Annotated in this window: 24 protein-coding genes; 10 read left to right on the plus strand and 14 right to left on the minus strand. The window is 48.3% G+C overall.

Annotation, left to right across the window (positions count from 1 at the left end; genetic code table 11):
* Window positions 1–17 precede the first annotated feature (17 nt).
* Window positions 18–491 carry a tRNA (uridine(34)/cytosine(34)/5-carboxymethylaminomethyluridine(34)-2'-O)-methyltransferase TrmL gene (gene trmL, locus OGY10_RS22675; protein WP_003827329.1) on the plus strand — a complete coding sequence of 158 codons (474 nt, stop codon included), beginning with the start codon at window positions 18–20 and terminating at the stop codon, window positions 489–491.
* A gap of 181 nt (window positions 492–672) precedes the next feature.
* Here trmL and cysE read toward each other — a convergent pair whose 3' ends face one another.
* The 5 genes from cysE to OGY10_RS22700 all read right to left on the minus strand — a co-directional run bounded on the left by cysE (window position 673) and on the right by OGY10_RS22700 (window position 3840).
* Entirely contained in the window at window positions 673–1494 is an 822-nt protein-coding gene (gene cysE / locus OGY10_RS22680; protein WP_003024160.1) for a serine O-acetyltransferase, read from the minus strand.
* Between the two features lie 77 nt (window positions 1495–1571).
* A complete protein-coding gene (gene gpsA / locus OGY10_RS22685; RefSeq protein ID WP_286577437.1) occupies window positions 1572–2591 on the minus strand; it encodes an NAD(P)H-dependent glycerol-3-phosphate dehydrogenase in 1020 nt (339 codons plus the stop codon).
* Window positions 2591–3058 carry a protein-export chaperone SecB gene (secB, locus tag OGY10_RS22690; RefSeq protein WP_003024155.1) on the minus strand — a complete coding sequence of 156 codons (468 nt, stop codon included), beginning with the start codon at window positions 3056–3058 and terminating at the stop codon, window positions 2591–2593. The genes gpsA and secB overlap by 1 nt, the downstream gene beginning before the upstream one ends.
* 46 nt (window positions 3059–3104) lie before the next feature.
* A complete protein-coding gene (gene grxC, locus OGY10_RS22695) occupies window positions 3105–3356 on the minus strand; it encodes a glutaredoxin 3 (protein ID WP_003024152.1) in 252 nt (83 codons plus the stop codon).
* Window positions 3357–3408: 52 nt separating this feature from the next.
* Complete coding sequence (locus tag OGY10_RS22700; RefSeq protein WP_003024148.1) at window positions 3409–3840, minus strand: rhodanese-like domain-containing protein; 432 nt, start codon at window positions 3838–3840, stop codon at window positions 3409–3411.
* Window positions 3841–4088: 248 nt separating this feature from the next.
* Here OGY10_RS22700 and gpmM point away from each other — a divergent pair, with 248 nt between their 5' ends.
* From gpmM to OGY10_RS22715, 3 genes are read left to right on the plus strand one after another with little or no spacing between them, the layout of a single operon-like run.
* Window positions 4089–5633: a 2,3-bisphosphoglycerate-independent phosphoglycerate mutase gene (gene gpmM / locus OGY10_RS22705; protein WP_003827325.1), complete on the plus strand. Its 1545-nt coding sequence runs from the start codon at window positions 4089–4091 to the stop codon at window positions 5631–5633.
* Between the two features lie 33 nt (window positions 5634–5666).
* Window positions 5667–6926, plus strand: a complete 1260-nt coding sequence (gene envC, locus OGY10_RS22710; RefSeq protein ID WP_231587333.1) for a murein hydrolase activator EnvC — start codon at window positions 5667–5669, stop codon at window positions 6924–6926.
* 3 nt (window positions 6927–6929) lie between these two features.
* Window positions 6930–7904 (plus strand): divergent polysaccharide deacetylase family protein, encoded by a 975-nt coding sequence (locus OGY10_RS22715; protein WP_191226666.1) that lies wholly within the window; start codon window positions 6930–6932, stop codon window positions 7902–7904.
* Here OGY10_RS22715 and OGY10_RS22720 read toward each other — a convergent pair.
* A complete protein-coding gene (locus OGY10_RS22720) occupies window positions 7891–8925 on the minus strand; it encodes a glycosyltransferase (RefSeq protein ID WP_191226665.1) in 1035 nt (344 codons plus the stop codon). The genes OGY10_RS22715 and OGY10_RS22720 overlap by 14 nt on opposite strands.
* Before the next feature lie 244 nt (window positions 8926–9169).
* On the opposite strand from OGY10_RS22720, the gene rfaY reads away from it, so the two are divergent.
* Entirely contained in the window at window positions 9170–9856 is a 687-nt protein-coding gene (gene rfaY / locus OGY10_RS22725) for a lipopolysaccharide core heptose(II) kinase RfaY (protein ID WP_191226664.1), read from the plus strand.
* 61 nt (window positions 9857–9917) lie between these two features.
* On the opposite strand, the gene tdh is transcribed toward rfaY, so the two are convergent.
* Together tdh and kbl are read right to left on the minus strand one after the other, a co-directional pair.
* Window positions 9918–10943: an L-threonine 3-dehydrogenase gene (tdh, locus tag OGY10_RS22730; RefSeq protein WP_003024132.1), complete on the minus strand. Its 1026-nt coding sequence runs from the start codon at window positions 10941–10943 to the stop codon at window positions 9918–9920.
* 9 nt (window positions 10944–10952) lie between these two features.
* Window positions 10953–12149, minus strand: a complete 1197-nt coding sequence (gene kbl, locus OGY10_RS22735; RefSeq protein WP_191226663.1) for a glycine C-acetyltransferase — start codon at window positions 12147–12149, stop codon at window positions 10953–10955.
* Window positions 12150–12363: 214 nt separating this feature from the next.
* On the opposite strand from kbl, the gene rfaD reads away from it, so the two are divergent.
* The 4 genes from rfaD to rfaL are packed head-to-tail and all read left to right on the plus strand — an operon-like array spanning window position 12364 to window position 16533.
* Window positions 12364–13296: an ADP-glyceromanno-heptose 6-epimerase gene (gene rfaD / locus OGY10_RS22740; RefSeq protein WP_003827312.1), complete on the plus strand. Its 933-nt coding sequence runs from the start codon at window positions 12364–12366 to the stop codon at window positions 13294–13296.
* 2 nt (window positions 13297–13298) lie between these two features.
* Window positions 13299–14345: an ADP-heptose--LPS heptosyltransferase RfaF gene (rfaF, locus tag OGY10_RS22745; RefSeq protein ID WP_060682951.1), complete on the plus strand. Its 1047-nt coding sequence runs from the start codon at window positions 13299–13301 to the stop codon at window positions 14343–14345.
* A 3-nt stretch (window positions 14346–14348) separates the two neighbouring features.
* On the plus strand, window positions 14349–15329 hold the full coding sequence (rfaC, locus tag OGY10_RS22750; RefSeq protein ID WP_286577441.1) for a lipopolysaccharide heptosyltransferase RfaC: 981 nt from the start codon (window positions 14349–14351) through the stop codon (window positions 15327–15329).
* Window positions 15316–16533, plus strand: a complete 1218-nt coding sequence (rfaL, locus tag OGY10_RS22755) for an O-antigen ligase RfaL (RefSeq protein WP_204191597.1) — start codon at window positions 15316–15318, stop codon at window positions 16531–16533. The genes rfaC and rfaL overlap by 14 nt, the downstream gene beginning before the upstream one ends.
* 76 nt (window positions 16534–16609) lie before the next feature.
* Here the strand turns inward: rfaL and OGY10_RS22760 are convergent, their stop codons facing one another.
* The 6 genes from OGY10_RS22760 to rfaQ form a co-directional block, all read right to left on the minus strand.
* Window positions 16610–17386, minus strand: coding sequence for a glycosyltransferase family 25 protein (locus OGY10_RS22760; RefSeq protein ID WP_191226659.1), 777 nt, complete (start codon window positions 17384–17386; stop codon window positions 16610–16612).
* An 85-nt stretch (window positions 17387–17471) separates the two neighbouring features.
* Complete coding sequence (locus OGY10_RS22765) at window positions 17472–18665, minus strand: capsular polysaccharide export protein, LipB/KpsS family (protein WP_191226658.1); 1194 nt, start codon at window positions 18663–18665, stop codon at window positions 17472–17474.
* Between the two features lie 241 nt (window positions 18666–18906).
* Window positions 18907–19899: a glycosyltransferase family 8 protein gene (locus tag OGY10_RS22770; RefSeq protein WP_191226657.1), complete on the minus strand. Its 993-nt coding sequence runs from the start codon at window positions 19897–19899 to the stop codon at window positions 18907–18909.
* 31 nt (window positions 19900–19930) lie between these two features.
* Window positions 19931–20728 (minus strand): lipopolysaccharide core heptose(I) kinase RfaP, encoded by a 798-nt coding sequence (rfaP, locus tag OGY10_RS22775; RefSeq protein ID WP_191226656.1) that lies wholly within the window; start codon window positions 20726–20728, stop codon window positions 19931–19933.
* Window positions 20721–21845 (minus strand): glycosyltransferase family 4 protein, encoded by a 1125-nt coding sequence (locus OGY10_RS22780; RefSeq protein WP_191226655.1) that lies wholly within the window; start codon window positions 21843–21845, stop codon window positions 20721–20723. The genes rfaP and OGY10_RS22780 overlap by 8 nt, the downstream gene beginning before the upstream one ends.
* Window positions 21842–22912, minus strand: a complete 1071-nt coding sequence (gene rfaQ / locus OGY10_RS22785; protein WP_191226654.1) for a lipopolysaccharide core heptosyltransferase RfaQ — start codon at window positions 22910–22912, stop codon at window positions 21842–21844. Before rfaQ ends, OGY10_RS22780 begins: the two co-directional genes overlap by 4 nt.
* A 405-nt stretch (window positions 22913–23317) precedes the next feature.
* Between rfaQ and waaA the strand changes: the two genes are divergently transcribed.
* Window positions 23318–24595 carry a lipid IV(A) 3-deoxy-D-manno-octulosonic acid transferase gene (gene waaA / locus OGY10_RS22790; RefSeq protein ID WP_048237015.1) on the plus strand — a complete coding sequence of 426 codons (1278 nt, stop codon included), beginning with the start codon at window positions 23318–23320 and terminating at the stop codon, window positions 24593–24595.
* The last annotated feature ends 5 nt before the right edge of the window (window positions 24596–24600 follow it).

Raw genomic sequence — 24600 nt, forward strand, 5'->3', positions numbered from 1 at the left:
GTACTTAAGGGGGCAGCATGCTAAACATCGTTTTATTCGAACCAGAAATCCCGCCAAATACCGGCAATATTATTCGCCTTTGCGCCAACACCGGCTTTCGTCTGCATATTATTGAGCCAATGGGCTTTACCTGGGACGACAAGCGCCTGCGTCGCGCGGGGCTGGATTACCATGAATTTACCGCTGTGCTACGCCACCCTGATTACGCCGCCTTCGTCGCCGCAGAAAATCCGCAACGTCTGTTTGCCCTGACCACCAAAGGTACGCCAGCGCATAGCGCGGTAAGCTATCAGGATGGGGATTATCTGATGTTTGGCCCGGAAACTCGCGGTCTGCCAGCCAGCATCCTCGACGCGTTGCCAGCCGAACAAAAAATTCGTATTCCGATGATGCCGGACAGTCGCAGCATGAACCTGTCGAATGCGGTGTCGGTGGTGGTGTATGAGGCCTGGCGCCAGTTAGGTTATCCCGGCGCGGTATTGCGTAGTTGATTTTTGTCGGATGGCGGCTGACGCCTTATCCGACCTACGAAAGAATTTACCGTTATTTTTCGAGCGTTATCGGCGTAGTCAGGTTGGACACGGACTGCGCTTGCCGACCTGCGCGTACACGTAGTACGTGAGGATGGCGAGCACAGCCCGGGTTCAAGATGACAAGTAAGATAGCTCGAAATCAGATTCCATCGCCGTATTCGAAAGTATGATGAATCCCGTTGAAATGCTGATCCATATCCATAGACGGCTTATCGCTGTCTGGCTTACCGACGATGCGCGCCGGTACGCCTGCGGCGGTGGTATGCGGCGGTACGGGCTGTAGCACGACCGAACCTGCGCCAATCTTCGCGCCGCGTCCGACTTCAATGTTGCCGAGAATTTTTGCTCCCGCGCCGATCATCACGCCTTCACGAATTTTCGGGTGGCGGTCACCGCCGGCTTTACCGGTCCCGCCAAGCGTAACGGATTGCAGAATAGAGACATCGTTTTCAATCACCGCGGTTTCACCAACCACAATGCCGGTGGCGTGATCGAGCATAATCCCACGGCCAATTTTTGCCGCCGGATGAATATCTACCTGGAAGGTAACGGACACCTGATTTTGCAGGAAGATCGCCAGCGCCTGACGCCCCTGATGCCACAGCCAGTGACCGATACGGTAGGCCTGAAGCGCATGAAAGCCCTTCAGATACAGCAGTGGAGTGGAATATTTATCGACAGCCGGGTCACGCGTGCGTACTGCCTGAATATCGCAGGCCGCTGAGGCAATCATTTCAGGATCGGCCGCGTAGGCCTCTTCTACGACTTCGCGAATCGCAATGGCGGGCATGATTGGAGAAGCGAGTTTATTCGCCAGCATATAGCTTAGCGCACTGCCGAGATTTTCATGCTTGAGCAGCGTTGCGTGGTAAAAACTGGCCAGCATTGGCTCACATTCCGCCAGTGCCCGGGCTTCCGCTTTAATGTTTTTCCAGACGATATCCAGTTCTTCACACGGCATTGCGTACTCCAGAAGGTAGCAAAACGACCGATCCGTTCTTCGCGGATCGGGTCGTTATATTCAACAGTTCCTTACAGCTAGTGGCGACTCAGCTCGTCCTTGCGTGCACGGCCTAATAACGTCAATGCTGCCTCGCGCGCGTTTTTTCCGCAATACAATACTTGATAAATTTCCTCGGTTATTGGCATCTCAACACCAAAACGGTGCGCCAATTCACGAACTTCTTTCGTATTGCGATAGCCTTCAACCACTTGGCCAATCTTGTCCTGCGCACCCTGCACGTCCATCCCTTGGCCGAGCATCATGCCAAAACGACGGTTGCGCGACTGGTTGTCGGTACAGGTCAGCACCAGATCGCCTAAACCCGCCATCCCCATAAAGGTGGCAGGATCGGCTCCCAGCGCCGCACCAAGACGAGACATTTCGGTCAACCCACGGGTGATCAATGCGGTTCGCGCATTCGCGCCAAAACCGATGCCGTCAGACATCCCCGCACCAATGGCAATGACGTTTTTCACCGCGCCGCCAAGCTGCACGCCAATGAAATCCGGATTGCTGTATACGCGGAAGCTTTTGCCGCAGTGCAGCAACTGCTGGAGATCGTCAGCAAAGGTGTCGTCCGTCGAGGCCAAAGAAATCGCCGTCGGCATGCCCGCAGCCAACTCTTTGGCGAACGTCGGGCCGGAAATAACCGCCAGTGGAATTGAGTCCCCCAGCGCTTCACGCGCGACGTCCTGCAGCAGACGCCCTGTTTCCGCTTCCAGACCTTTTGTCGCCCAGACCAGTCGTGCGTAAGGACGCATCAATGGTTTGATGTTACGCAGCACTTCGCCAAAGACGTGGCTCGGCACCACCACCAGAATATTACGACTGGCGGCCAGTGCAGTGGCTAAATCACTTTCCAGGCGCAGCGTGTCGGGAAAAGGCACATCAGGAAGGAACGCGACGTTGCAGCGATCGTGCTCGAGAGTCGCGATATGTTTAGGATCATGGCCCCACAGGACAACCTGATGGCCATTTCTTGCCAGGGTGATGGCAAGAGCGGTGCCGTACGAGCCGGCACCAATCACAGTCATTGAAGCATTACTTTGGTTCATCAGGCATCCTGATGTTCTTCAGTACCTTCGCCAGCCTGCTGCTGTAAATAGTTCATGAACAGCGCATCAAAGTTGACCGGCGCAAGGTTCAGTTGCGGGAACGTACCGCGTGAAACCAGGCTGGTGATGCATTCGCGGGCATACGGGAACAGAATGTTCGGGCAGTATGCGCCCAGGCAATGCGCCATCTGAGTCCCTTCGATACCACTGATGGAGAAAATACCGCCCTGCTGAACTTCGCACAGGAACGCAGTTTCTTCACCCAGGGAAGCCGTTACGGTGACACGCAGCACTACTTCATACACGTCATCTGCCAGTTGGGTAGATGCGGTATCAAGATCCAGTTTAACCTCTGGCTGCCAATCTTTCTGGAAAACATGCGGTGCATTTGGCGCTTCGAAAGACACATCCTTGGTATAAATACGTTGGATCTGGAAAGCCATTTCAGTGTTATTTTGTTCTGACATGTTGAGAAAACCCTTTAGTGTTGTCCTTTAAATACTTCGGTACGCCTTAACGCAGCAGCGGATCCAGTCCACCACGCGCATCCAACGCATACAAGTCGTCACAACCACCAATGTGCTGTGCATCAATAAAAATCTGCGGAACCGTAGTACGGCCACTGCGCTTGATCATTTCTTCACGCTTCACGGCATCACCGTCAATCGGAAGCTCCTGGAAACTCACACCTTTGCTGTTTAACAGCGCCTTTGCGCGATGGCAAAACGGGCAGGTTGCTTTGGTATAGATCTCAATATTGGCCATGACTTATCTCCAGTGTTCTTTTTACCCTGCGGCATGAAAGAAGACGGGTAAATTACTTGCCGCGAACCAGTGGCAGATTCTCACCACTCCAGCCCGCTACGCCATCTTTCAGTACAGACACCTGCTCAAAACCGGCTTTGATCAGCGCAGTCGCTGAATCCTGGCATTGCATGCCTGAGCCATCAACCACAATAACAGGTTTGTTTTTGTGTTTTTCCAGTTCGCCAAAGTTGTTGGCTTTGATTTCGCTCGGCAGCAGGTTCGTGGAGCCAGCGATATGACCTTTGCGGAAGTCGTCGCGCTGACGTAAATCCACGACAACGGCGTCTTCTTTATTGATGAGACGTGTGGCTTCTCCGCGCGTAATCACCTTCACTTTGGAAGTCAGGCTCTTAAACGTGGTAAATAATACAGCCGCCAGTAACGCAATCCAGGCGATACTCAATACAGGGTGGCGACTAACAAATTGCATAATTTCTTGCATGGGGGGTAACAACTCCCGACTCAGTGATTAAAAAAACCAGGAAAGGAGTATACCTGCGCGTTGACGCAAATACAGCCAGAGCGTGCATTGGATTGCATTTTTGCGGGGCGCTACGGAAAAAAAAACCTAAAACCACGCCCTCTGCGGCGCGCTCTGGTCGATTATTTGATCTTCCGGGGCTACTTTATCGATTCAGCTGTAGTAAAATTACGCAATTATTTTTATCTATTAAGTGTGAGGTTGTCGCAATGTCGGTTTCTAAAAAACCTATGGTACTGGTGATTCTGGATGGCTATGGCTATCGCGAAGACAGCCAGGATAACGCCATCTTTAATGCCAAAACCCCGGTAATGGATGCCCTGTGGGCAAAACGTCCGCATACCCTGATTGATGCGTCTGGCCTGGAAGTTGGCCTGCCCGATCGCCAGATGGGCAACTCCGAAGTCGGTCACGTCAACCTGGGCGCGGGCCGCATCGTGTATCAGGACCTGACCCGTCTGGATGTAGAAATTAAAGAGCGTACTTTCTTCGCTAACCCGGTGCTGACCAATGCGGTCGACCAGGCAAAAAATAGCGGCAAAGCGGTTCACATCATGGGTCTGCTCTCTGCGGGCGGTGTTCACAGCCACGAAGATCACATCATGGCGATGGTAGAAATGGCTGCTGAACGCGGCGCGGAAAAAATCTATCTGCACGCTTTCCTTGATGGCCGCGATACCCCGCCGCGCAGCGCTGAACATTCACTGCAGAAATTCGAAGAGAAATTTGCCGCACTGGGCAAAGGCCGCGTAGCGTCCATCATCGGTCGTTACTACGCGATGGACCGCGACAACCGTTGGGATCGCGTTGAACAGGCTTATGACCTGATGACGTTGGCCAAAGGCGAGTTCCAGTTCGCTACGGCGGTTGAAGGCCTGCAGGCTGCTTATGCCCGCGACGAAAACGACGAATTCGTGAAAGCGACCGTGATCCGTGCTGAAGGCCAGGCTGAAGCCGCCATGGAAGACGGCGATACGCTGATTTTCATGAACTTCCGTGCTGACCGTGCGCGTGAAATCACTCGTGCGTTTGTTAACGCTGACTTCGACGGCTTCGCCCGTAAGAAAGTCGTTAACCTCAACTTTGTGATGCTGACCGAATACGCGGCCGACATCAAAACTGCGGTTGCTTACCCACCAGCATCTCTGGCTAACACCCTTGGAGAGTGGATGGCGAAGCACGACAAAACGCAGTTGCGTATTTCCGAAACCGAAAAATATGCGCACGTGACCTTCTTCTTCAACGGCGGCGTAGAAGAGCCGTTCAAAGGCGAAGACCGCATCCTGATCAACTCGCCGAAAGTTGCGACCTACGATCTGCAGCCGGAGATGAGCTCTGCTGAGCTGACCGAAAAACTGGTTGCGGCGATTGAGAGCGGAAAATACGACACCATCATTTGTAACTATCCGAACGGCGACATGGTTGGTCATACCGGGGTGATGGAAGCAGCGGTTAAAGCGGTTGAAGCGCTGGATCACTGCGTTGAACAGGTCGCGAAAGCGGTTGAATCCGTTGGCGGCCAGTTGCTGATCACCGCGGACCACGGTAACGCAGAGCAGATGCGCGATCCGTCCACCGGTCAGGCGCACACTGCGCACACCAACCTGCCCGTTCCGCTGATTTATGTCGGTGGTAAGAACGTTAAAGCAGTCGAAGGCGGCAAACTTTCTGATATCGCCCCGACGATGCTGACGCTGATGGGTATGGAAATCCCGCAAGAGATGACTGGTAAGCCGCTGTTCATCGTGGAATAATCCCTCCCCATGAGGGGAAAGGCGATTAATACCATCACTCGGGCCGTGAAACCACGTAAGTTTTCAGTCAGGCCCTTGTTCTACGCCAGCGCGCTTAGCGCTGGCGTATTGCTGTGCGCCTTTTCCGCCCACGCGGACGAACGCGACCAGCTCAAATCTATTCAGGCTGATATCGCGGCAAAAGAACGCGCGGTACGCCAACAGCAACAACAACGCGCCACCCTCCTCGCTCAGCTTAAAGCTCAGGAACAAGCCATCGCCGTTGCCGCAAGGCAGTTGCGCGAAACGCAAAACTCACTGGCACAGCTGAATGCGCAAATCGCAGAGATGAACGCAGCACTCGCGAAGCTGGAAAAACAGCGGGCCGCGCAAGAACGCAGCCTGGCAGCCCAACTCGACGCAGCTTTTCGCCAGGGCGAACACACCGGCATTCAGCTCATTCTTAGCGGTGAAGAAAGCCAGCGTGGGCAACGCCTGCAGGCCTATTTCGGCTATCTGAACCAGGCGCGACAGGAAACCATCGCGCAGCTGAAACAAACCCGCGAAGAGGTCGACTCGCAAAAAGCCGAGCTGGAAGATAAGCAGAGCGAACAGCAGACGCTACTGTACGAACAGCGCGCCCAGCAGGCTAAGCTGGAACAGGCACGTAACGAACGTCAGAAAACACTTTCGAGTCTGGAATCATCGATTCAACAGGGTCAACAGCAACTGGGCGAAATGCGCGCCAACGAATCCCGTCTGCGCAACAGCATTGCCCGCGCCGAAGCCGCAGCCAAAGCGCGTGCGGAACGTGAAGCACGCGAGGCGCAGGCCGTACGTGATAAGCAGAAGGATGCGTCACGAAAAGGCTCAACCTATAAACCGACCGAAAGTGAAAAATCACTGATGTCGCGTACCGGCGGTTTGGGCTCGCCACGCGGTCAGGCATTCTGGCCCGTTCGTGGTCCAACGTTACATCGTTATGGCGAACAGCTGCAGGGTGAGCTACGTTGGAAGGGGATGGTTATTGGTGCATCCGAGGGCACCGAAGTTAAAGCCATTGCCGATGGTCGTGTCATTCTGGCGGACTGGCTGCAGGGCTATGGCCTGGTGGTCGTCGTTGAACACGGTAAAGGCGATATGAGCCTGTACGGTTATAACCAGAGCGCACTGGTCAGCGTCGGTACGCAGGTTCGCGCCGGGCAGCCTATAGCACTTGTGGGTAGCAGCGGCGGTCAGGGCAGGCCGGCACTCTATTTCGAAATTCGTCGCCAGGGTCAGGCGGTCAATCCACAGCCGTGGTTGGGAAGATAAGTTTTGCCACAACAATTTCGTCGTCTACTACTCTCTCTCGCCAGTCTGCTGGCCTTCGCAACACCTGTATTTGCTGGCAAACTCGCCATCGTCATTGATGATTTCGGCTATCGCCCACACACTGAAAACCAGGTACTGGCGATGCCTTCTACCATCTCCGTTGCCGTTCTGCCTAACGCCCCACATGCGCGTGAAATGGCAATCAAAGCGCATAACAGCGGGCATGAAGTATTGATCCATCTGCCAATGGCGCCGCTGAGCAAGCAGCCGTTAGAGAAAGACACGTTACGCCCTGAAATGAGCAGCGAAGAGATTGAGCGGATTATTCGCGACGCGGTAAGCAAAGTACCGAATGCGGTCGGTCTGAACAACCATATGGGCAGCGCGATGACCTCCAGTCTTTTCGGCATGCAGAAGGTGATGCAGGCGCTGGAACGCTACGACCTCTACTTCCTGGACAGCATGACCATCGGTAACAGCCAGGCAATGCGCGCAGCGTCAGGCACAGGTGTGAAGGTCATCAAACGCAAAGTCTTCCTGGATGACACGCAAAACGAAGCCGATATTCGCCGTCAGTTTAATCGTGCCGTCGAGCTTGCGCGCCGCAACGGTTCCGCAATCGCCATTGGCCACCCTCACCCGTCTACGGTTCGCGTCCTGCAGCAGATGCTGTATAGCCTGCCAGCCGACATCACGCTGGTTCGCCCAAGCAGTTTGCTCAATGAACCACAGGTGGATACCTCCAGACCAAACCTCACACCACCGAAGAACGGTACGCCTGATGCGCCGCGTAATCCTTTCCGCGGGGTGAAATTATGCAAACCGAAACAGCCGTTAGAGCCGGTGTACGCCAGCCGCTTCTTCAGCGTGCTCGGCGAAAGCATCACCCAAAGCACGCTGGTGCAGTATATGCGCCTGCAGTGGCAGGGCTGGGGAAATACATCCTCTCCCGGCACTATGAACGCTAACGTAGATTAAGCGTTTTACGTGCAATACGAGAAGGCGACGATGTTTTATCTCGCCATTTCCAGAGACGGAATGACCATAGCAGTGCCTGGTACAATACTTTGGCACTGCGTACGTTAGTTATCATGCGCTTATACATACCAGAGACAAAAATCTCTGCGATCATACGCTGACGAATATGCACATCCTGTTCTTTCCGGACTGCATGGCATACGCGTAATGCTTCATAGGTGACTTGCTGATGAAATTCCGGATAAATAGTAATCCGATCGGCATATTCACGATTCAGCCTAGCCAATAACCGCGTAATTTTAATATAGTGCCGCTGGTAGTTGAGATTTTTTAAACCTTGTCGTTTAAGACGGCTGATTGATTGATCATGTAAGAAGTATTTATATAAAGATTGCTCGGTGTATCGCACACGTACAGCGTTAAACATAAACTCCGTCGTCCAGACAATATCCTGATGATGTAACCCCGGAATAAATTTTATTTTATTTTTCTCAATAATATCCCGGCGATAAATTCCCATCCAGACCACATGTGTCCAGCGGCGTGAAGCCAACGCCATACGTAACCAGTCAGGGCCGGTCAACACCCCCGTAGACCGAAGACGAGCCGTCGGTATTGATTGCCAGGTGTGCCCCGTTTCAAGAATGCACCAGTCGGAATTACACTGAGCTAAATCCAGGTCATCCTGAATCGCCATGGTCATCAGTGTTTCGTACATATTGGGATAAACCAGGTCATCGGCATCGACAAATGCAACATATTCCCCTTTGGCCGCTTCCAGGCCGCGGTTACGCGCTACGGATGCCCCTGCGTTAGCCTGATGCAACAACCGTACATGGGGATAGTTATCCGCATAATGTTTCGCAATATCAACAGAGTTATCCGTTGAACCATCATTCACAATGATGATCTCTAGCGCAGTCCATGTCTGTGCGATCAACGATTCCATGCAATCCCGAAAACTATCACCCACGTTATATAACGGAATAATAACACTCAACATATTTGTGCAGTTTCTCATCAGCTAACCCAAGGTTGTCATTACGCTGATGACTTTTACTACAGTTTCATTAAGGAATTATTAAGCTTGGAACGTTTTACCACCAGAAGCGACACGGCGAAAGCAGCCAGTATGAGAAAATGCTATACGAAACCTGAGTTCAGCGGATTGTGAAAGCTCAGATCGTCTACATATTGAGAGGCGCAACCTGTATACTATATCGCTATAAATTAACGCATTATGTACACTGATATTGAGGAAAGTGATGGCCATCAGTAAGACACATGAAAAAGGTTATACGGTATATTGTAAAGAAACCAATATCGACCTTAACTTACTGATGAGTAAGTATATAAATAAAGAAATCAGTGGCAAACCGTTGAGCAGTGGTAACGCATTGCGCAGCGTGGAGTTGGTCGAGTACAACTCACAAAAATTTATCATCAAAAACGACCGTGAAGTTGATCCTCGATTTGAGAAAAAAATGCAGAATTTTATCTCAGGTCCCTTCTATTCCAGGCTCATCAAGAAGCTGGACAAGCTCTCCCCGGAAATGCGCATCTGTACTGCCGATCTCTATTATGCTGCTGAGAAAACACGTTTTCGCCAGTGCCATGATGTTTATACTATTCATGAATATATTGAAGGTACTCCCTTAAAAGAAATTAGCCCTAAGAATGCCGATGAAGTGAAGCAGTGCGTTCTGCGCCTTCATAAAGTCGGGTTGGCATCTAATGATATCCACCCAGGAAACTTCATTCGTACACCAAGCGGTGAATTAAGAATTATCGACTTATCTTGTAAGGGAAACATAAAGGTTTGTCAGGCTAATGATATTTTAGCGTTGCAGCGAAAATATAATATTAAAATCAAAGGGAAAGGGTTAGTCTATAATCTCATCTGGCTCAAAGAAGCGGCAAGATCTTTATCCAGAAAGCTTCGTGGTAAATAACATTTATTATGTATACGGCCAGATCAAATAATCTGGCCGTTGGTTAATACAGATCAAGCTTTCAATCCCAGCTCAGGATCACTTTCCCTGACTGGCCTGAACGCATCGCGTCAAAGCCCTGCTGGAATTCATCGATGGAGAATCGATGGGTGATGATCGGCGACAAATCCAGACCAGACTGGATCAGTGCAGCCATTTTGTACCAGGTTTCAAACATCTCACGACCGTAGATACCTTTAATAAACAGCCCCTTAAAGATAACTTTGGTCCAATCGATTGACATATCAGATGGCGGAATACCCAGCATAGCAATACGGCCACCGTGGTTCATGGTGTCCAGCATGGCGCGAAACGCTGGCGGCGCCCCGGACATCTCCAGGCCCACATCAAACCCTTCGGTCATACCCAGTTCAGCCATCACGTCGGTCAGATTCTCTTTCGACACGTTGACCGCGCGGGTGATACCCATTTTGCGCGCCAGCTCAAGGCGATACTCATTAACGTCGGTGATCACCACGTGGCGTGCGCCAACATGCTTCGCGACCGCTGCCGCCATAATACCGATTGGACCCGCACCGGAAACCAGCACATCTTCCCCAACCAGATCGAACGACAGCGCCGTGTGCACTGCATTACCGAACGGATCGAAGATAGACGCCAGGTCGTCGGAGATATTGTCCGGGATTTTAAATGCGTTAAATGCCGGGATCACCAGGTACTCCGCAAAGCAGCCAGGGCGGTTTACACCGACACCGGTCGTATTGCGGCAGAGGTGAGTACGCCCACCGCGGCAGTTACGGCAATGCCCGCAGGTGATATGACCTTCGCCTGAAACGCGATCGCCGATTTTAAAGCCTTTAACTTCCTGACCGATGCCAACAACTTCGCCGACATATTCATGCCCAACGACCATCGGTACCGGGATGGTTTTTTGCGACCATTCATCCCAGTTATAAATGTGAACGTCAGTCCCGCAGATGGCTGTTTTACGGATTTTAATCAGCAAATCGTTATGACCGACTTCCGGTTCAGGAACGTCGGTCATCCAAATGCCCTCTTCCGCTTTCAGTTTGGATAACGCTTTCATTTCACATCCTCAGGCAATAACGCCCAGTTGTTTACCAATGCGTGTGAACGCCTCAACAGCACGCGTAATCTGCTCAGGGGTATGCGCCGCAGACATCTGGGTACGGATACGCGCCTGGCCTTTTGGAACCACCGGATAAAAGAATCCGGTAACGTAAATCCCCTCTTTTTGCAGTTCGCGGGCGAATGCCTGCGCCACTACTGCATCACCCAGCATAACCGGGATGATCGCGTGATCCGCACCGGCTAACGTAAAGCCTGCGGCAGACATTTGCTCGCGGAACTGACGTGCATTCGCCCACAGGCGATCGCGCAGCTCGCTGCCAGCTTCAACCATTTCCAGCACTTTAATGGAAGCCGCAACAATCGCCGGTGCCAGTGAGTTGGAGAACAAATAAGGGCGGGAACGCTGACGCAGCCACTCAACAACTTCTTTGCGCGCTGCGGTGTAACCACCGGATGCGCCGCCGAGTGCTTTACCCAGCGTACCGGTGATGATGTCCACGCGACCCATCACGTCACAGTATTCATGGGAGCCACGACCATTTTCGCCGACAAAACCGACGGCATGGGAATCATCAACCATGACCAGCGCGTCGTATTTATCCGCCAGATCGCAAACGCCTTTCAGGTTAGCGATTACCCCATCCATAGAGAACACGCCATCAGTGGCGATCAGGATATGACGAGCGCCTGCTTCACGCGCTTCTTTCAGGCGAGCTTCCAGTTCCACCATATCGTTGTTGGCGTAACGGAAACGTTTTGCTTTACACAGACGCACACCATCAATGATAGAAGCGTGGTTCAGGGCATCGGAAATAATTGCGTCTTCTGCGCCCAACAGCGTTTCAAACAGGCCACCGTTGGCGTCGAAGCAAGAAGAGTAAAGGATGGCATCTTCCATACCGAGGAATGCCGCCAGTTTTTGCTCCAGTTGTTTATGGCTGTCCTGGGTACCGCAAATAAAGCGAACCGAAGCCATACCAAATCCGTGAGAATCCATACCCGCTTTTGCCGCTGCAATCAGTTCCGGATGGTTAGCCAGTCCCAGATAGTTGTTCGCACAAAAGTTAATAACGTGGCTTCCATCCGCCACGGTGATATCCGCCTGCTGGGCAGATGTAATAATGCGTTCTTCTTTAAACAATCCTTCCGCACGTGCGGTTTCGAGATCGTTCGTTAACTGTTTGTAAAAATCCCCACGCATTTCAATTCTCCAGACTGGGCAAATTTCAGCACATATTACCCAAAGCTATACGTTGATACGAGATGACGCATCATCACTTCTTCAAAATGAAGCATAAATCACGTGTACCCGCACGGCTTATCGGTGAATGGCTGAAGCCTAAGCCATGTAGTGATATGATAGAAGTATTCGTGTCTGAGATTGTCTCTGACTCCATAATTCGAAGGTTACATTTATGATCATCGTTACCGGCGGCGCGGGCTTTATCGGCAGCAACATCGTTAAGTCCCTGAATGATAAAGGCATCACCGACATCCTGGTGGTGGACAACCTGAAAGACGGCACCAAGTTTGTTAACCTGGTGGATCTGAATATTGCTGACTACATGGACAAGGAAGACTTCCTGATCCAGATTATGGCCGGGGAAGATTTCGGCGATATCGAAGCGATTTTCCACGAAGGCGCATGCTCGTCCACCACCGAGTGGGACGGCAAGTATATGATGGATAACAACTATCAATACTCCAAAGAGCTACTGCACTACTGCCTGGAGCGTGAAATCCCGTTCCTGTACGCGTCCTCTGCCGCCACCTACGGCGGTCGCACGTCTGATTTCATCGAATCCCGTGAATATGAGAAACCACTGAACGTCTACGGCTACTCAAAATTCCTGTTCGACGAGTACGTGCGTCAGATCCTGCCAGAAGCCAATTCTCAGATTGTTGGCTTCCGCTATTTCAACGTTTACGGACCGCGTGAAGGCCACAAAGGCAGCATGGCAAGCGTTGCTTTCCACCTCAACACCCAGCTTAACAATGGCGAAACGCCAAAACTGTTTGAAGGCAGTGAAAACTTCAAACGTGATTTCGTTTATGTAGGCGACGTGGCTGCGGTAAACCTGTGGTTCCTGGAAAATGGGGTTTCTGGCATCTTTAACCTCGGTACAGGTCGTGCGGAATCTTTCCAGGCCGTTGCCGATGCTACGCTGGCGTACCACAAAAAAGGCAGCATTGAGTACATTCCATTCCCGGAAAAACTGAAAGGCCGCTACCAGGCATTTACCCAGGCAGATCTGACGAACCTGCGCGCAGCGGGCTATGACAAGCCGTTTAAAACCGTCGCCGAAGGCGTCACGGAATATATGGCCTGGCTGAACCGCGACGCGTAAATATGAAAATTTTGGTGGTTGGCCCGTCTTGGGTGGGCGACATGATGATGTCGCAAAGTCTCTATCGCACGCTCAAGGCGCGCTATCCCCAGGCGATAATCGACGTGATGGCACCTGCCTGGTGCCGTCCGTTATTGTCGCGCATGCCAGAAGTCAACGAAGCTATCGCCATGCCGTTGGGGCACGGCGCGCTGGAGATCGGCGAGCGCCGTAAACTCGGCCACAGTCTGCGTGAGAAGCGCTATGACCGCGCTTATGTGCTGCCTAACTCGTTTAAATCCGCTCTGGTGCCGTTCTTTGCGGGTATTCCCCATCGTACCGGTTGGCGTGGCGAGATGCGCTACGGTCTGCTGAACGATGCGCGCGTACTGGATAAAGACGCATGGCCACTGATGGTCGAGCGCTATGTGGCTCTGGCTTATGATAAAGGCGTGATGCTGACGGCCAAAGATTTGCCGCAGCCTCTGCTATGGCCGCAGTTGCAGGTCAGCGAAGGCGAGAAATCACTGACCTGTAGTCAGTTTTCCCTCTCTGCCGAACGCCCCATCATCGGCTTTTGCCCAGGTGCGGAATTTGGTCCAGCAAAACGCTGGCCACATTACCACTACGCAGCGTTGGCGAAGCAGTTGATCGATGAAGGCCATCAGATTGTGCTGTTTGGCTCAGCAAAAGACCATGAAGCTGGCAATGAGATCCTGGCAACGCTGAGCACTGAACAGCAAGCCTGGTGCCGTAATCTGGCGGGCGAAACACAGCTGGAACAGGCCGTCATTCTGCTCGCCGCCTGCAAAGCGGTCGTCACCAACGATTCTGGATTAATGCACGTGGCCGCAGCACTGAACCGTCCACTGGTCGCATTGTATGGTCCAAGCAGCCCGGATTTTACGCCTCCGCTTTCCCACAAGGCACGTGTCATTCGCCTGATTACGGGGTATCACAAAGTGCGTAAGGGCGATGCGGCAGAAGGCTATCACCAGAGCCTGATGGACATCACACCCCAGCGCGTACTGGAAGAACTCAACGACCTGTTGTTACAAGAGGAAGCCTGACGGATGCGGGTTCTGATCGTTAAAACGTCGTCTATGGGCGATGTACTGCATATGTTGCCCGCATTAACCGATGCGCAGCAGGCTATTCCGGGTATTCAATTTGATTGGGTGGTGGAAGAAGGGTTCGCTCAAATCCCCTCCTGGCATTCAGCCGTTGACCGGGTTATTCCAGTGGCGATCCGTCGCTGGCGTAAAGCCTGGTTTTCAGCGCCGATTAAAGCCGAGCGTAAAGCGTTTCACGATGCGGTGCGTTTACAGCATTATGACGCAATAATCGATGCTCAGGGTTTAGTTAAAAGCGCGGCGTTGGTGACACGTCTGGCACGTGGCATCAAGCATGGTATGGACTGGAGCACAGCCCGCGAACCGCTGGCAAGTCTGTTTTATAATCGCAAACATCACATAGCCAAACAGCAGCACGCGGTAGAACGTACGCGTGAATTGTTCGCCAAAAGCCTGGGGTATGCCCTCCCCGATGAGCAAGGTGACTATGCCATTGCCCGGCATTTCCAGGGGACATATACGCCAACGGAAGCCCCCTACTGCGTTTTTTTGCACGCCACCACTCGCGACGATAAGCACTGGCCGGAGAGCAACTGGCGCGAGCTGATTGGGCTGCTAAAAGAGAGCGGGCTGCACATTAAACTCCCCTGGGGCGCGCCGCATGAAGAAACACGCGCGAAGCGCTTGGCTGAAGGGTTTGATTACGTGGAAGTTCTGCCGCGTCTGAGCCTAGAGAAGGTGGCGCACGTGCTGGCAGGTGCGGAATTTGTCGTTTCAGTGGATACCGGATTGAGCCACTTAGCCGCGGCGCTGGATCGCCCAAATATCACGCTGTATGGGCCGACAGATCCAAGGTTAATTGGAGGGTATGGAAAGAATCAGATGGTATGCTGTTCTGAAAATGCTTCTTTAGAAAACCTGTCTGTAGCCATGGTAGAAAAATATCTACAGTTCATAGGAATAAAACATGTTTCTCAGTGAGAAAAATCCGCTATCAAACTGGCAATCGCGATGGAATAGATCTCTTGTCTCGCTTTATATTTTTCTTTATTTTTTGGAAGGTGTTACGCGCTTCAAAAATGCATTAACATTATTGATGGTTATTACTGCATTGGCTTACTGTTATCAATTACGAGCGAAAGCGTTAGTTTTGTTCAAAAACAACATTAGCATCACCTTTTTCATCTTTATCATTAGCATGGTTTATTCAATACTAATATCTGTAAATACGGATATTAGTATAAAAGCGGTGGAAAAAGATATTCTAGAAAAAGTTATAGTCATAATACTACCTATGATAGTCGTACTACACAAAGAAAAAAAAGAAGATATTGCAAAGCTTTTAATATATTCATTATGTGCATCGATTATCCCCATGGCTATCGCCGATGGCATCCAGTATTACAATGACTATAAAGTTGGTATACTCCCATTTACAAGTTTTGAACACAGATATAAATCTGATGCTTTTATATTCATGGCCATCGGACTGATGGGGCTATGGTCCTTAAAACGGAAATACACTGCCGCCGCTTTTTGCATCCTTCTCCCAATTTTATCGATAATGATTCTGGGAACACTTCAACGTGGCACATGGCTTGCGGTACTGATCCCCGGGCTGGTATGGATAGTTCTTCGTAAAGAATGGCGACTGATGCTCTGCGTGGCAATAATCGTGGCTCTTCCATTAGGATATGTCTACTTAAAAAAGGATCAGCAATTCTCTACTCTTTTCCATAAAATGCAACAGACCGATAGTAGTGAGAGATATGGAAATGGTACGCAAGGAGCCGCTCTCGATCTGATTCTTGATAAACCATTCAAGGGGTATGGTTATGGGAAAGAACTTTATCTGGATGTTTATGCAAAGAACATCGACACCCATCCTCAATGGTTTTTCCAGAAACCAATCGGCCCACACAATTTATCCTTATCTATGTGGTTTTCTGGAGGAATCTTTGGATTAATCAGTTTGTGGCTTTTACTATTAGCCCTGGTGCAAAAATCAGTAAGCCAATATATTAAAAATACAGGTGTAACCCAAATAGGATGGTTAACTATATTCTTAATTGTTCTTGGTGATTTTTTAGTAAGAGGTATGTTCGAAACAATAAACCTACAGCATTTTTCTATTGTTATTGGTATAGCCATATCCATGATCATACCAAAAGCCATCAAGAAATAAGACGTGTATTAAAGCTAGAGAACCGGACACATGGATGATGTCCGGTTAATGCAAGAATAGAGTAAAGGTATAACTTTTATTTCCACCAACAAAAACCAAGAATATAACGCCTTGCAATCCAATAGCTGGATGATATTTTCTTTCTTAAATAAGACTTTTTCTTTCGAACTTTCTTGTCTTTATTATTTTCTTTACGTTCTTTATCTAACCAGCTATTAGATAAATCTTCTGGGTGATGAACAAAATCAGCCAGATATATATTTGAGAAGAGCCCCTCTCTCATTAAGTAAGCCCACTCATCAATAATAAAGAAACCTTCATTAAAGCGTTTCATTAAACGAGAAGCAGTGCTTAAACTAATCAAATAACCACACGATCTTAAAACATAACCATGACCAGATATCACTTTATGGAATACTTCTCCACCGATTAACTCCCTCGCAAAATGGCTCAGCACGACTTTATTTCTATAGACCAATCCATCTTGCCCACCCAATATATACTGCGTATCATCGGTGAGTTTTGTCTCGTCTACTTTTGATATAAAATCTTTGAAGGTCTCATCTATAATAGCATCATCTTCAAGAACACATGCCCATTTTATTTCATCATGTACCATTTTTTCAAATAGTCGAATATGGCTCAATGTACAACCAAACTCACCATCAATGGGATCATTTTTTGAACGCTTTTTAAAATCGACTGTAGATATTTTTTCTTTTTCTTCTGAAGTTAAATCTTTGCCATATACAGCATCGAAAAATGAATACTCAATATTCAGATCATTCATTTTCTTCCCAATTTCACTGCGTCGAGCCATGTCAAAAGGAAGTGATATTATAAAAACATGCATTTGTTTATACCTTTAAAAAATAATTAATGCACACAGAGATAGAGATATAGTGCTAAAAATGGGCTAATCAACACATCAGGATTAATTATTTATCATTCAATTTATTTATGCGTGCATTTTTCCGTCCCAACAAAGATACAATAATCTTAAATGGGAAAAATAGAACGAACCTACTGATAAAGGATAACATCTCATAATCTTTCTTGTATTTTTTCTGTTTCCTTTTCATTATTGCAATCTCTCTTTGAGCCTCCAGAAAATTCTTGACGTATTTACTATCATTCACCTCATCATGACAAAAATCATCACCATAGTTAGGCTCATAAAGAGCAACACATTGTTTTATTTTTTCTTGAATTTTTTCAACACTATCAAAAGGGACCCAATATTCAGAGAGTAAGTAGGCAATAATCTTTTCCTGAAACCCTGACATTCCGTTATGTTTTTCCTGGGAAAAAACAGCATCAAGATCTTGTAATTTTTCTATTTTATGGCTAGCTTCATACCATTCACTTTTCCCAAAACAGAAGACTGGCTTACCCGATATTAGTGCTTCAATACTTACGCCTGAGTTACATGCAATAACGGCACTACATTTATCAATTAAATCATGAATATTTGCATCAACTGACATCACTTTATTATTGGTAGCCAGTAGATGCTCAAGCTTGAGACTGATTCCTCTGGATTTACAAAGTGGGTGTCGTTTAATAATCACATATCGATTCGTTTTCAGTGCTAAATTTGCAATATAGTCAAGAACTTCTATTGCGTTGATATTTTCATGATCGGTAACTGAGTCAGAATTTATTTGCATGGGAAAAAAGATATAATCATCAGGTAGTGCAACCTTAAAATCAGATTGTACATATTTTGATAATTTTGTTTTCCCGAAAAAGTCTCTTTTCTCTTTTATTATGTTCTTCGCAGTGAGGGCATTTATTTTATTTATTTCATCACAGTAAGAATCGAAATTCACACATATATCCGCCCAACCTGAATAACCATTTTTATCAATAGAGTATAACCCGTAGATAGGAGATTCTTTAATTGAAAATACATTTTTATCATTGTTATAAGAATGAAATGCAAAAGTTATCCCACCTTTTATTGCTGGCCTTTCGAGGCCATAACATGGGAATTTAACTGGTGTCACTATTACTTTTAATTGTTCGCCATGAAGACACGAAATAAAATTACCAATAAATTGACGATGAATATTATCCCGATCACCAAGCCATCCGGGCAAATCGAAATAAAAGCGATTCAGGTCACTCATAAATGCCTCTCATAACAAGAATAAAGTCTACATGTCCATAAAAATTTATCATTGCCCAATGGGTGTTCATATTCCAACATAGTAGTTTTCGTACAAAAAACAGAATAATTTCAACATCAAAAAATATCTTCCACTTCAAGGGACAAGTTATAAGAGATGATAACCCTGCTGTTAGTATATAAATGCATAATATTTTCAATATTTTTTGGAATATAACGTTAAATAATCACCATAAGCTATGCTAACTTTTATACTGGCTTAAAAATGTCATAATGCTCTTTAAATAAAAACCTTGTCTTTTCTCATGCTTAGATTTTCGTTTAATCAATTTGACACTATTAGCCTTAACTAACGCACTATTTCCCCATGGTGATTGCAGAAATGCTCTTTTAAATGGTTGTGCAGACTCATAATCGATGGCCCATTCATGCCATGGTTTTGTTAAACCGACATAATGAATCAACACTGTAGATTTTTTAATATAGTCGCGATAAGTTTCTTTTTTAATTAACTCTCGGTCCATTCCATAAATACAATTGAAATCTCTTCTCATTATCACGGTATCACCACGAAAAATGAGATTTAACACGTCCTGATCCAAGAAAGCCAGATTGTATTTACTATTGCTCAATATATCAAGCGCTTGCTCAAAGCATGATTTTCTTTTCCATTTAACTAAATTCAAAAGAATAACACCAGCATTAAAATAGCTATCACCAAACTCACTTATTGAAAATCGCTCGGCGGCTTTAACTCTATTTCTCTCGACATCAGGAATAACAGCAGCTATGAAATTACTAATATCTTCGAAATAGAATTCGTCAATGCTATTATTACAAATAACATCAGCATCAATGTACATAACTCTATCAATATAATCTGACAAATACTCAAACGCAGCGAATCTAAAATAGGTAGCCCGAGACCAAGCATTGGTCGATGGAAATTGTGAAAAAACATCACCATCCAATGTATAAAGTGTTATTTTTGAGTGATACTTCTCTGCAATAACTCTTAAAGCATCTCTATATTCATCTGAAACAGTATCAGTAAATAAATAAAATGAAAAACGATTTGATGTATTGTTGATAAGTAGTGAAACTATAGATACTGATGCCCCAAATTGAAAATTAGCATCAACTCCGTAAGCCACATTAATTATGTCTAAAGAATTTCCCTCATCAGGATAAAAATTAAAGCACTCACTTTTTTTAATACAATCTTTAATATTCATAGATAACTCTTATAGTATAATTAATTATTAACTACAGATTTTTTCTCAATGTTCTTTCTTTTACGCGTTCAGCATTCTCTTCGATCTTATTTATAAGCATTGCTTCTTTGATAAACACGTCTTTCAGACGGCACCCGAAATATACCTTCATAAAACGAAGATAATCTCGAGTTTTCAATCCGATATCCATCGAAGAAAAATAAAGCCCTGTCAAATCCTTATCGCGCCATCGCAGTGGAACCTTGCGGCGAAGTTGCGCACGATGCAGGTCGATAACTGAGATTTTCAGCTCATCTTCATGGCCGCTAAACGGCAAATGCAGCAAAAAGTGACAAATATAGCAGTCACGGTGGTTAATACCAGCTTCGTGCATCTTGCGCACCATCATGGCGACACGTTTAATCAGCATGCGTTTAACCGCAGGCATCGGCGGATTCGCCACCCAGTCCGCGCAGTAGTCTTCCAAGCTGATGGTGGGCGTCAAATCTTCGGTGATGATAAATGACGTGCGGGTTAACGGATTTAACCCCTTTTCGCCAAAGCCCACGCCGTGCATAGTGTCGACGCCCACATCGTGCAGGCGGTGGATCGCGTTCCACTCACGGTCGGCGCCCAGCACCGGCATACGCAGGGAAATCAGGTTTTTAACGATCTCTTTGAGAGAGGTGCCACGGTGCCATTTCAGAAAATAGCTGCCGCCGGCCAGTTCGAAGCGCAGCGTTCGGCGGGTTTCCAGTTCACGAAACACCTCACCTTGCAGATGTTTTACTTCCTCAAAGGCATCTTTTCCGCTCCACAGCGTGGACAGCGGTTCGTTCAGCTCAACCATCCAAATCACCTATAATGATATCTGCCGCTCTGTCCGCCAGACTGTATAAGTCCTGTGTGTCGGCGTAATTGCGCGCATTTTCCGCCCATGCCTCGCGCAGCGCTGACTGGGTCAGGGCCTTAAGAAGAATCTCATTTAAGGCTTCTTGTCGGAACGGTTCGTCAATCACCGCGCCGCAGTTTGCGTCCACGATATAGTGCGCGTAGCCGCACACGCAGGTCGTTAACACCGGCAGGCCAGCCGTTACCGCTTCCAGCAGCACAATACCCGCCGCCTCCTGATAGGCCGGATGCAGCAGTAAATCTGCCGCAGCCATCAGCTCCGCCACGTCGTTGCGCCCGGAAAAAAAATGGACGTTGCGCTGAATACCGTACTTCTCGGCCAGCGCGGCAAATTTCCCCGGCTTATCCTGGCCGACAATAAACAGCTGCGTATTCTGACGCAGGCTTTCGGGTAACGAAGCCATCGCGGCCAGCGTGCGATCCACGCCTTTGCGCGTAAAATCGGATCCCACCTGTAGCAGCACGTTCTGCGATTCGCTCAAGCCGTTCTTCTGCCGATAAACCTGACGGGCGTTTAGGATCTGCTGACTGTATTTTCTGTCCGGGTAAATCCCCGGCGGCAGAATATTAAAACGCTCAGACTCGGTCTGATAGTGCTTCTGGAAATCCGCAATCTGCTTGTCCGTCAGCATCAGCAACTGCGTCGGCTTACCGTGTGCAAACGTCGCTCGCTCAAAAGCCGCGTAATGCCGATAACGCGATGTCAGGCGATAGAAGAAACCTTTTTCCTGCGCCACTTTCTCGGCGTAACACACATCGGCCGCGTAATACACATCCAGCCCCGGCATTTTGTTAAAACCGACAACCCGCGCGACAGGGTGCTCACGCAAATGGTTCTGCACCCACGCATAATACTCAGCGTTACGTCCATGGTTGGTTAGGGATTTTACTGGGACAAGAATCAACTCAAACGCATCAGGATATTCACCCTCCCAATATTGGGTATACACCCGTACCTGGTGACCACGTGTAGCCACGGTCTGGGCAATGCGCATAAAGTCCCGCTGTAAACCACCGAAAGGAAAATATTTATACAGACAAAAGGCAACAATCATAATTCTCCGCCCGTGACTGGTTTCACATGGCTGGTAGACATCATTTTATCAACCGCTGCAATAACATCTTCGGCCGGAATCACCGCCAGATACATTTCATTACGGTCAAGCTGCTCACGCGTTGGTATTGGCCGATAATCGCCGGCCCAGAATTGAATCATATTGTCTGACCAAGGGCGCCAGAAAACGTGATCAGTCGCACCGAACAGACAGATCAGCGGCGTTCTTACTGCGGCGGCGATATGCCCTGGAGCGGAGTCAACACCAATAAACAGTGACGCATGGTCAATAAGCGCTCCCAGCTCAGGAAACGTCAGCTTCCCCGCGAGCGCCGTCACCGGCGGCTGTTTGCAGCCTTGTGCAATTGCATTCACACAGGCTAAATCTTCCGCTCCCGGGCCAGATGTCAGAACAACTTCGGTACCACGTTCATGCAATGCATCAATCACCTGAGAGAATTTTTCATTCTCCCAGCATTTGAAAATCTGCCGTGCTGTCGGTTGGATCACAACATAACCCTCACCTACACCTGCCTTTATCAACTCATCATGCACGCGATCCCAGCACTCAGGTTTGTAGCTCATGGTTGTTTCAGCTACGGGAGTTTCAATCTCCAACGGCTCTAATATCGACAGGTTATTTTCAACAACATTGTTCCCTTTTAAGAGAACAAGACGCGTAAAACTATTACGCCATAAGGCTGACTGACGATGACCAAAATCCGGTGAAATGCTCATCGGTACGTTAAGTAAACGAACCAATACGGCCACCATCCATTGATCGGCCATATTGACGACAAGGTCGTACCGATTAGAACGCAGTGTTTTGATTAAACTAATAAAGTTGGCAATCTTTTCCGTCGTTTTGATTTTTTTATTCTTGATGCCATACAACGCATTGATTTCAGGATTCTCAGACAAAATTGGTATTGTGTCTTCGTACAATAAGACATCAACCTTCGCATCAGGATACTGGTGTTTAAGCGTGCTAATAACGGGTGTAATCAACAACATATCCCCGTGAAAACGCATTTTGATGACCAGAATTTTTCTAAATGACTTTTCCACAAGCAACTCTTTTGTTGTGATTGTCCGGTAAAAGTAGGAAAAAAGCACGCTACCGCCCAGGCTCAACAGCTACCTGATGACTGATATCGCGCTCATTTTTTGACGTAATAGTGTACCACTTCTTTTGCCGCAATCCGAACGAGAAGGATTTTGTACCACAAATAAAATTAATCAAATAAAAACAATGGATTAACAATTCACTCTCGAATAAAAATTTAATATTATCGCCCCAAAAAATCCAGAGGGATAACTCCCGATGAATGGCGGAGGTAAAGAGGGATAAGTCGCAATATCCACGAACAGCCCCTGTGCTGGGGATAATTTAGACCAAAATCAGCAAAAATGATGGTAAAGCCATAGTTAAATACATAGAATCCCCAGCACATTCATAAGTCAGCTACCATTATGCTCGAATTGCTTTACACCGCCCTTTTCTACCTTATTCAGCCTTTGATCTGGATACGGCTTTGGGTGCGCGGACGTAAGGCTCCGGCCTACCGTAAACGCTGGGGCGAACGCTACGGCTTTTATCGCCGCCCGCTAAAACCTGGCGGCATCATGCTTCATTCGGTTTCTGTGGGCGAAACGCTGGCTGCAATCCCATTAGTTCGCGCTCTGCGACATCGTTATCCCGACTTGCCGATCACGGTAACCACCATGACGCCAACCGGTTCCGAGCGCGTACAATCTGCTTTTGGCACTGACGTTCAGCACATTTATTTGCCATACGATTTACCGGATGCCCTGAACCGTTTTCTGAATAAAGTTGACCCCAAACTGGTGTTAATTATGGAAACCGAGCTGTGGCCAAATCTGATCGCGGCACTCCATAAGCGCCACATTCCTCTGGTCATTGCCAACGCACGTCTTTCTGCTCGTTCAGCCGCTGGTTATGCGAAATTAGGTAAATTTGTTGGCAGACTACTGCGTCGAATTACGTTGATTGCCGCACAAAACGAAGAAGATGGCGCACGTTTTATTACGCTTGGCGCCAGAAGCAATCAAGTCACCGTTACTGGCAGCCTGAAGTTTGATATATCCGTCACACCGCAACTAGCCGCAAAAGCGGTGACATTACGTCGTCAATGGGCGCCTCACCGCCCGGTATGGATTGCAACCAGCACCCACGACGGCGAAGAAAGCATCATCATTGCCGCCCATCAGGCGTTATTAAATCAGTTCCCGAATCTTTTATTGATTCTGGTTCCCAGACATCCAGAACGGTTCCCGGATGCCATTAACCTCGTACGCCAGGCTGGACTAAGCTATACCACTCGTTCTTCGGGTGAAGTTCCATCATCAGGTACTCAGGTTGTGATCGGCGATACCATGGGTGAGCTGATGTTGCTGTATGGCATTGCCGACCTTGCTTTTGTCGGCGGTTCACTGGTTGAACGTGGTGGACACAACCCGCTGGAAGCGGCAGCGCATGCTATTCCGGTGTTGATGGGACCACATACGTTTAATTTTAAAGATATTTGCGCCCGTCTCGAACAGGCAAGCGGATTGATCACCGTCACCGACGCAACTACGCTGGTGAAAGAGGTCTCTTCCTTACTGACCGATGCAGATTATCGTAATTTTTATGGCCGTCACGCAGTTGAAGTTCTGTATCAAAATCAGGGCGCGCTACAGCGTCTTCTGCAACTGCTGGAACCTTACCTGCCACCCAAAACGCATTGAGGCAA

It is taken from the genome of Citrobacter sp. Cpo148 (assembly GCF_030332375.1).
Lineage (GTDB): Bacteria > Pseudomonadota > Gammaproteobacteria > Enterobacterales > Enterobacteriaceae > Citrobacter > Citrobacter portucalensis.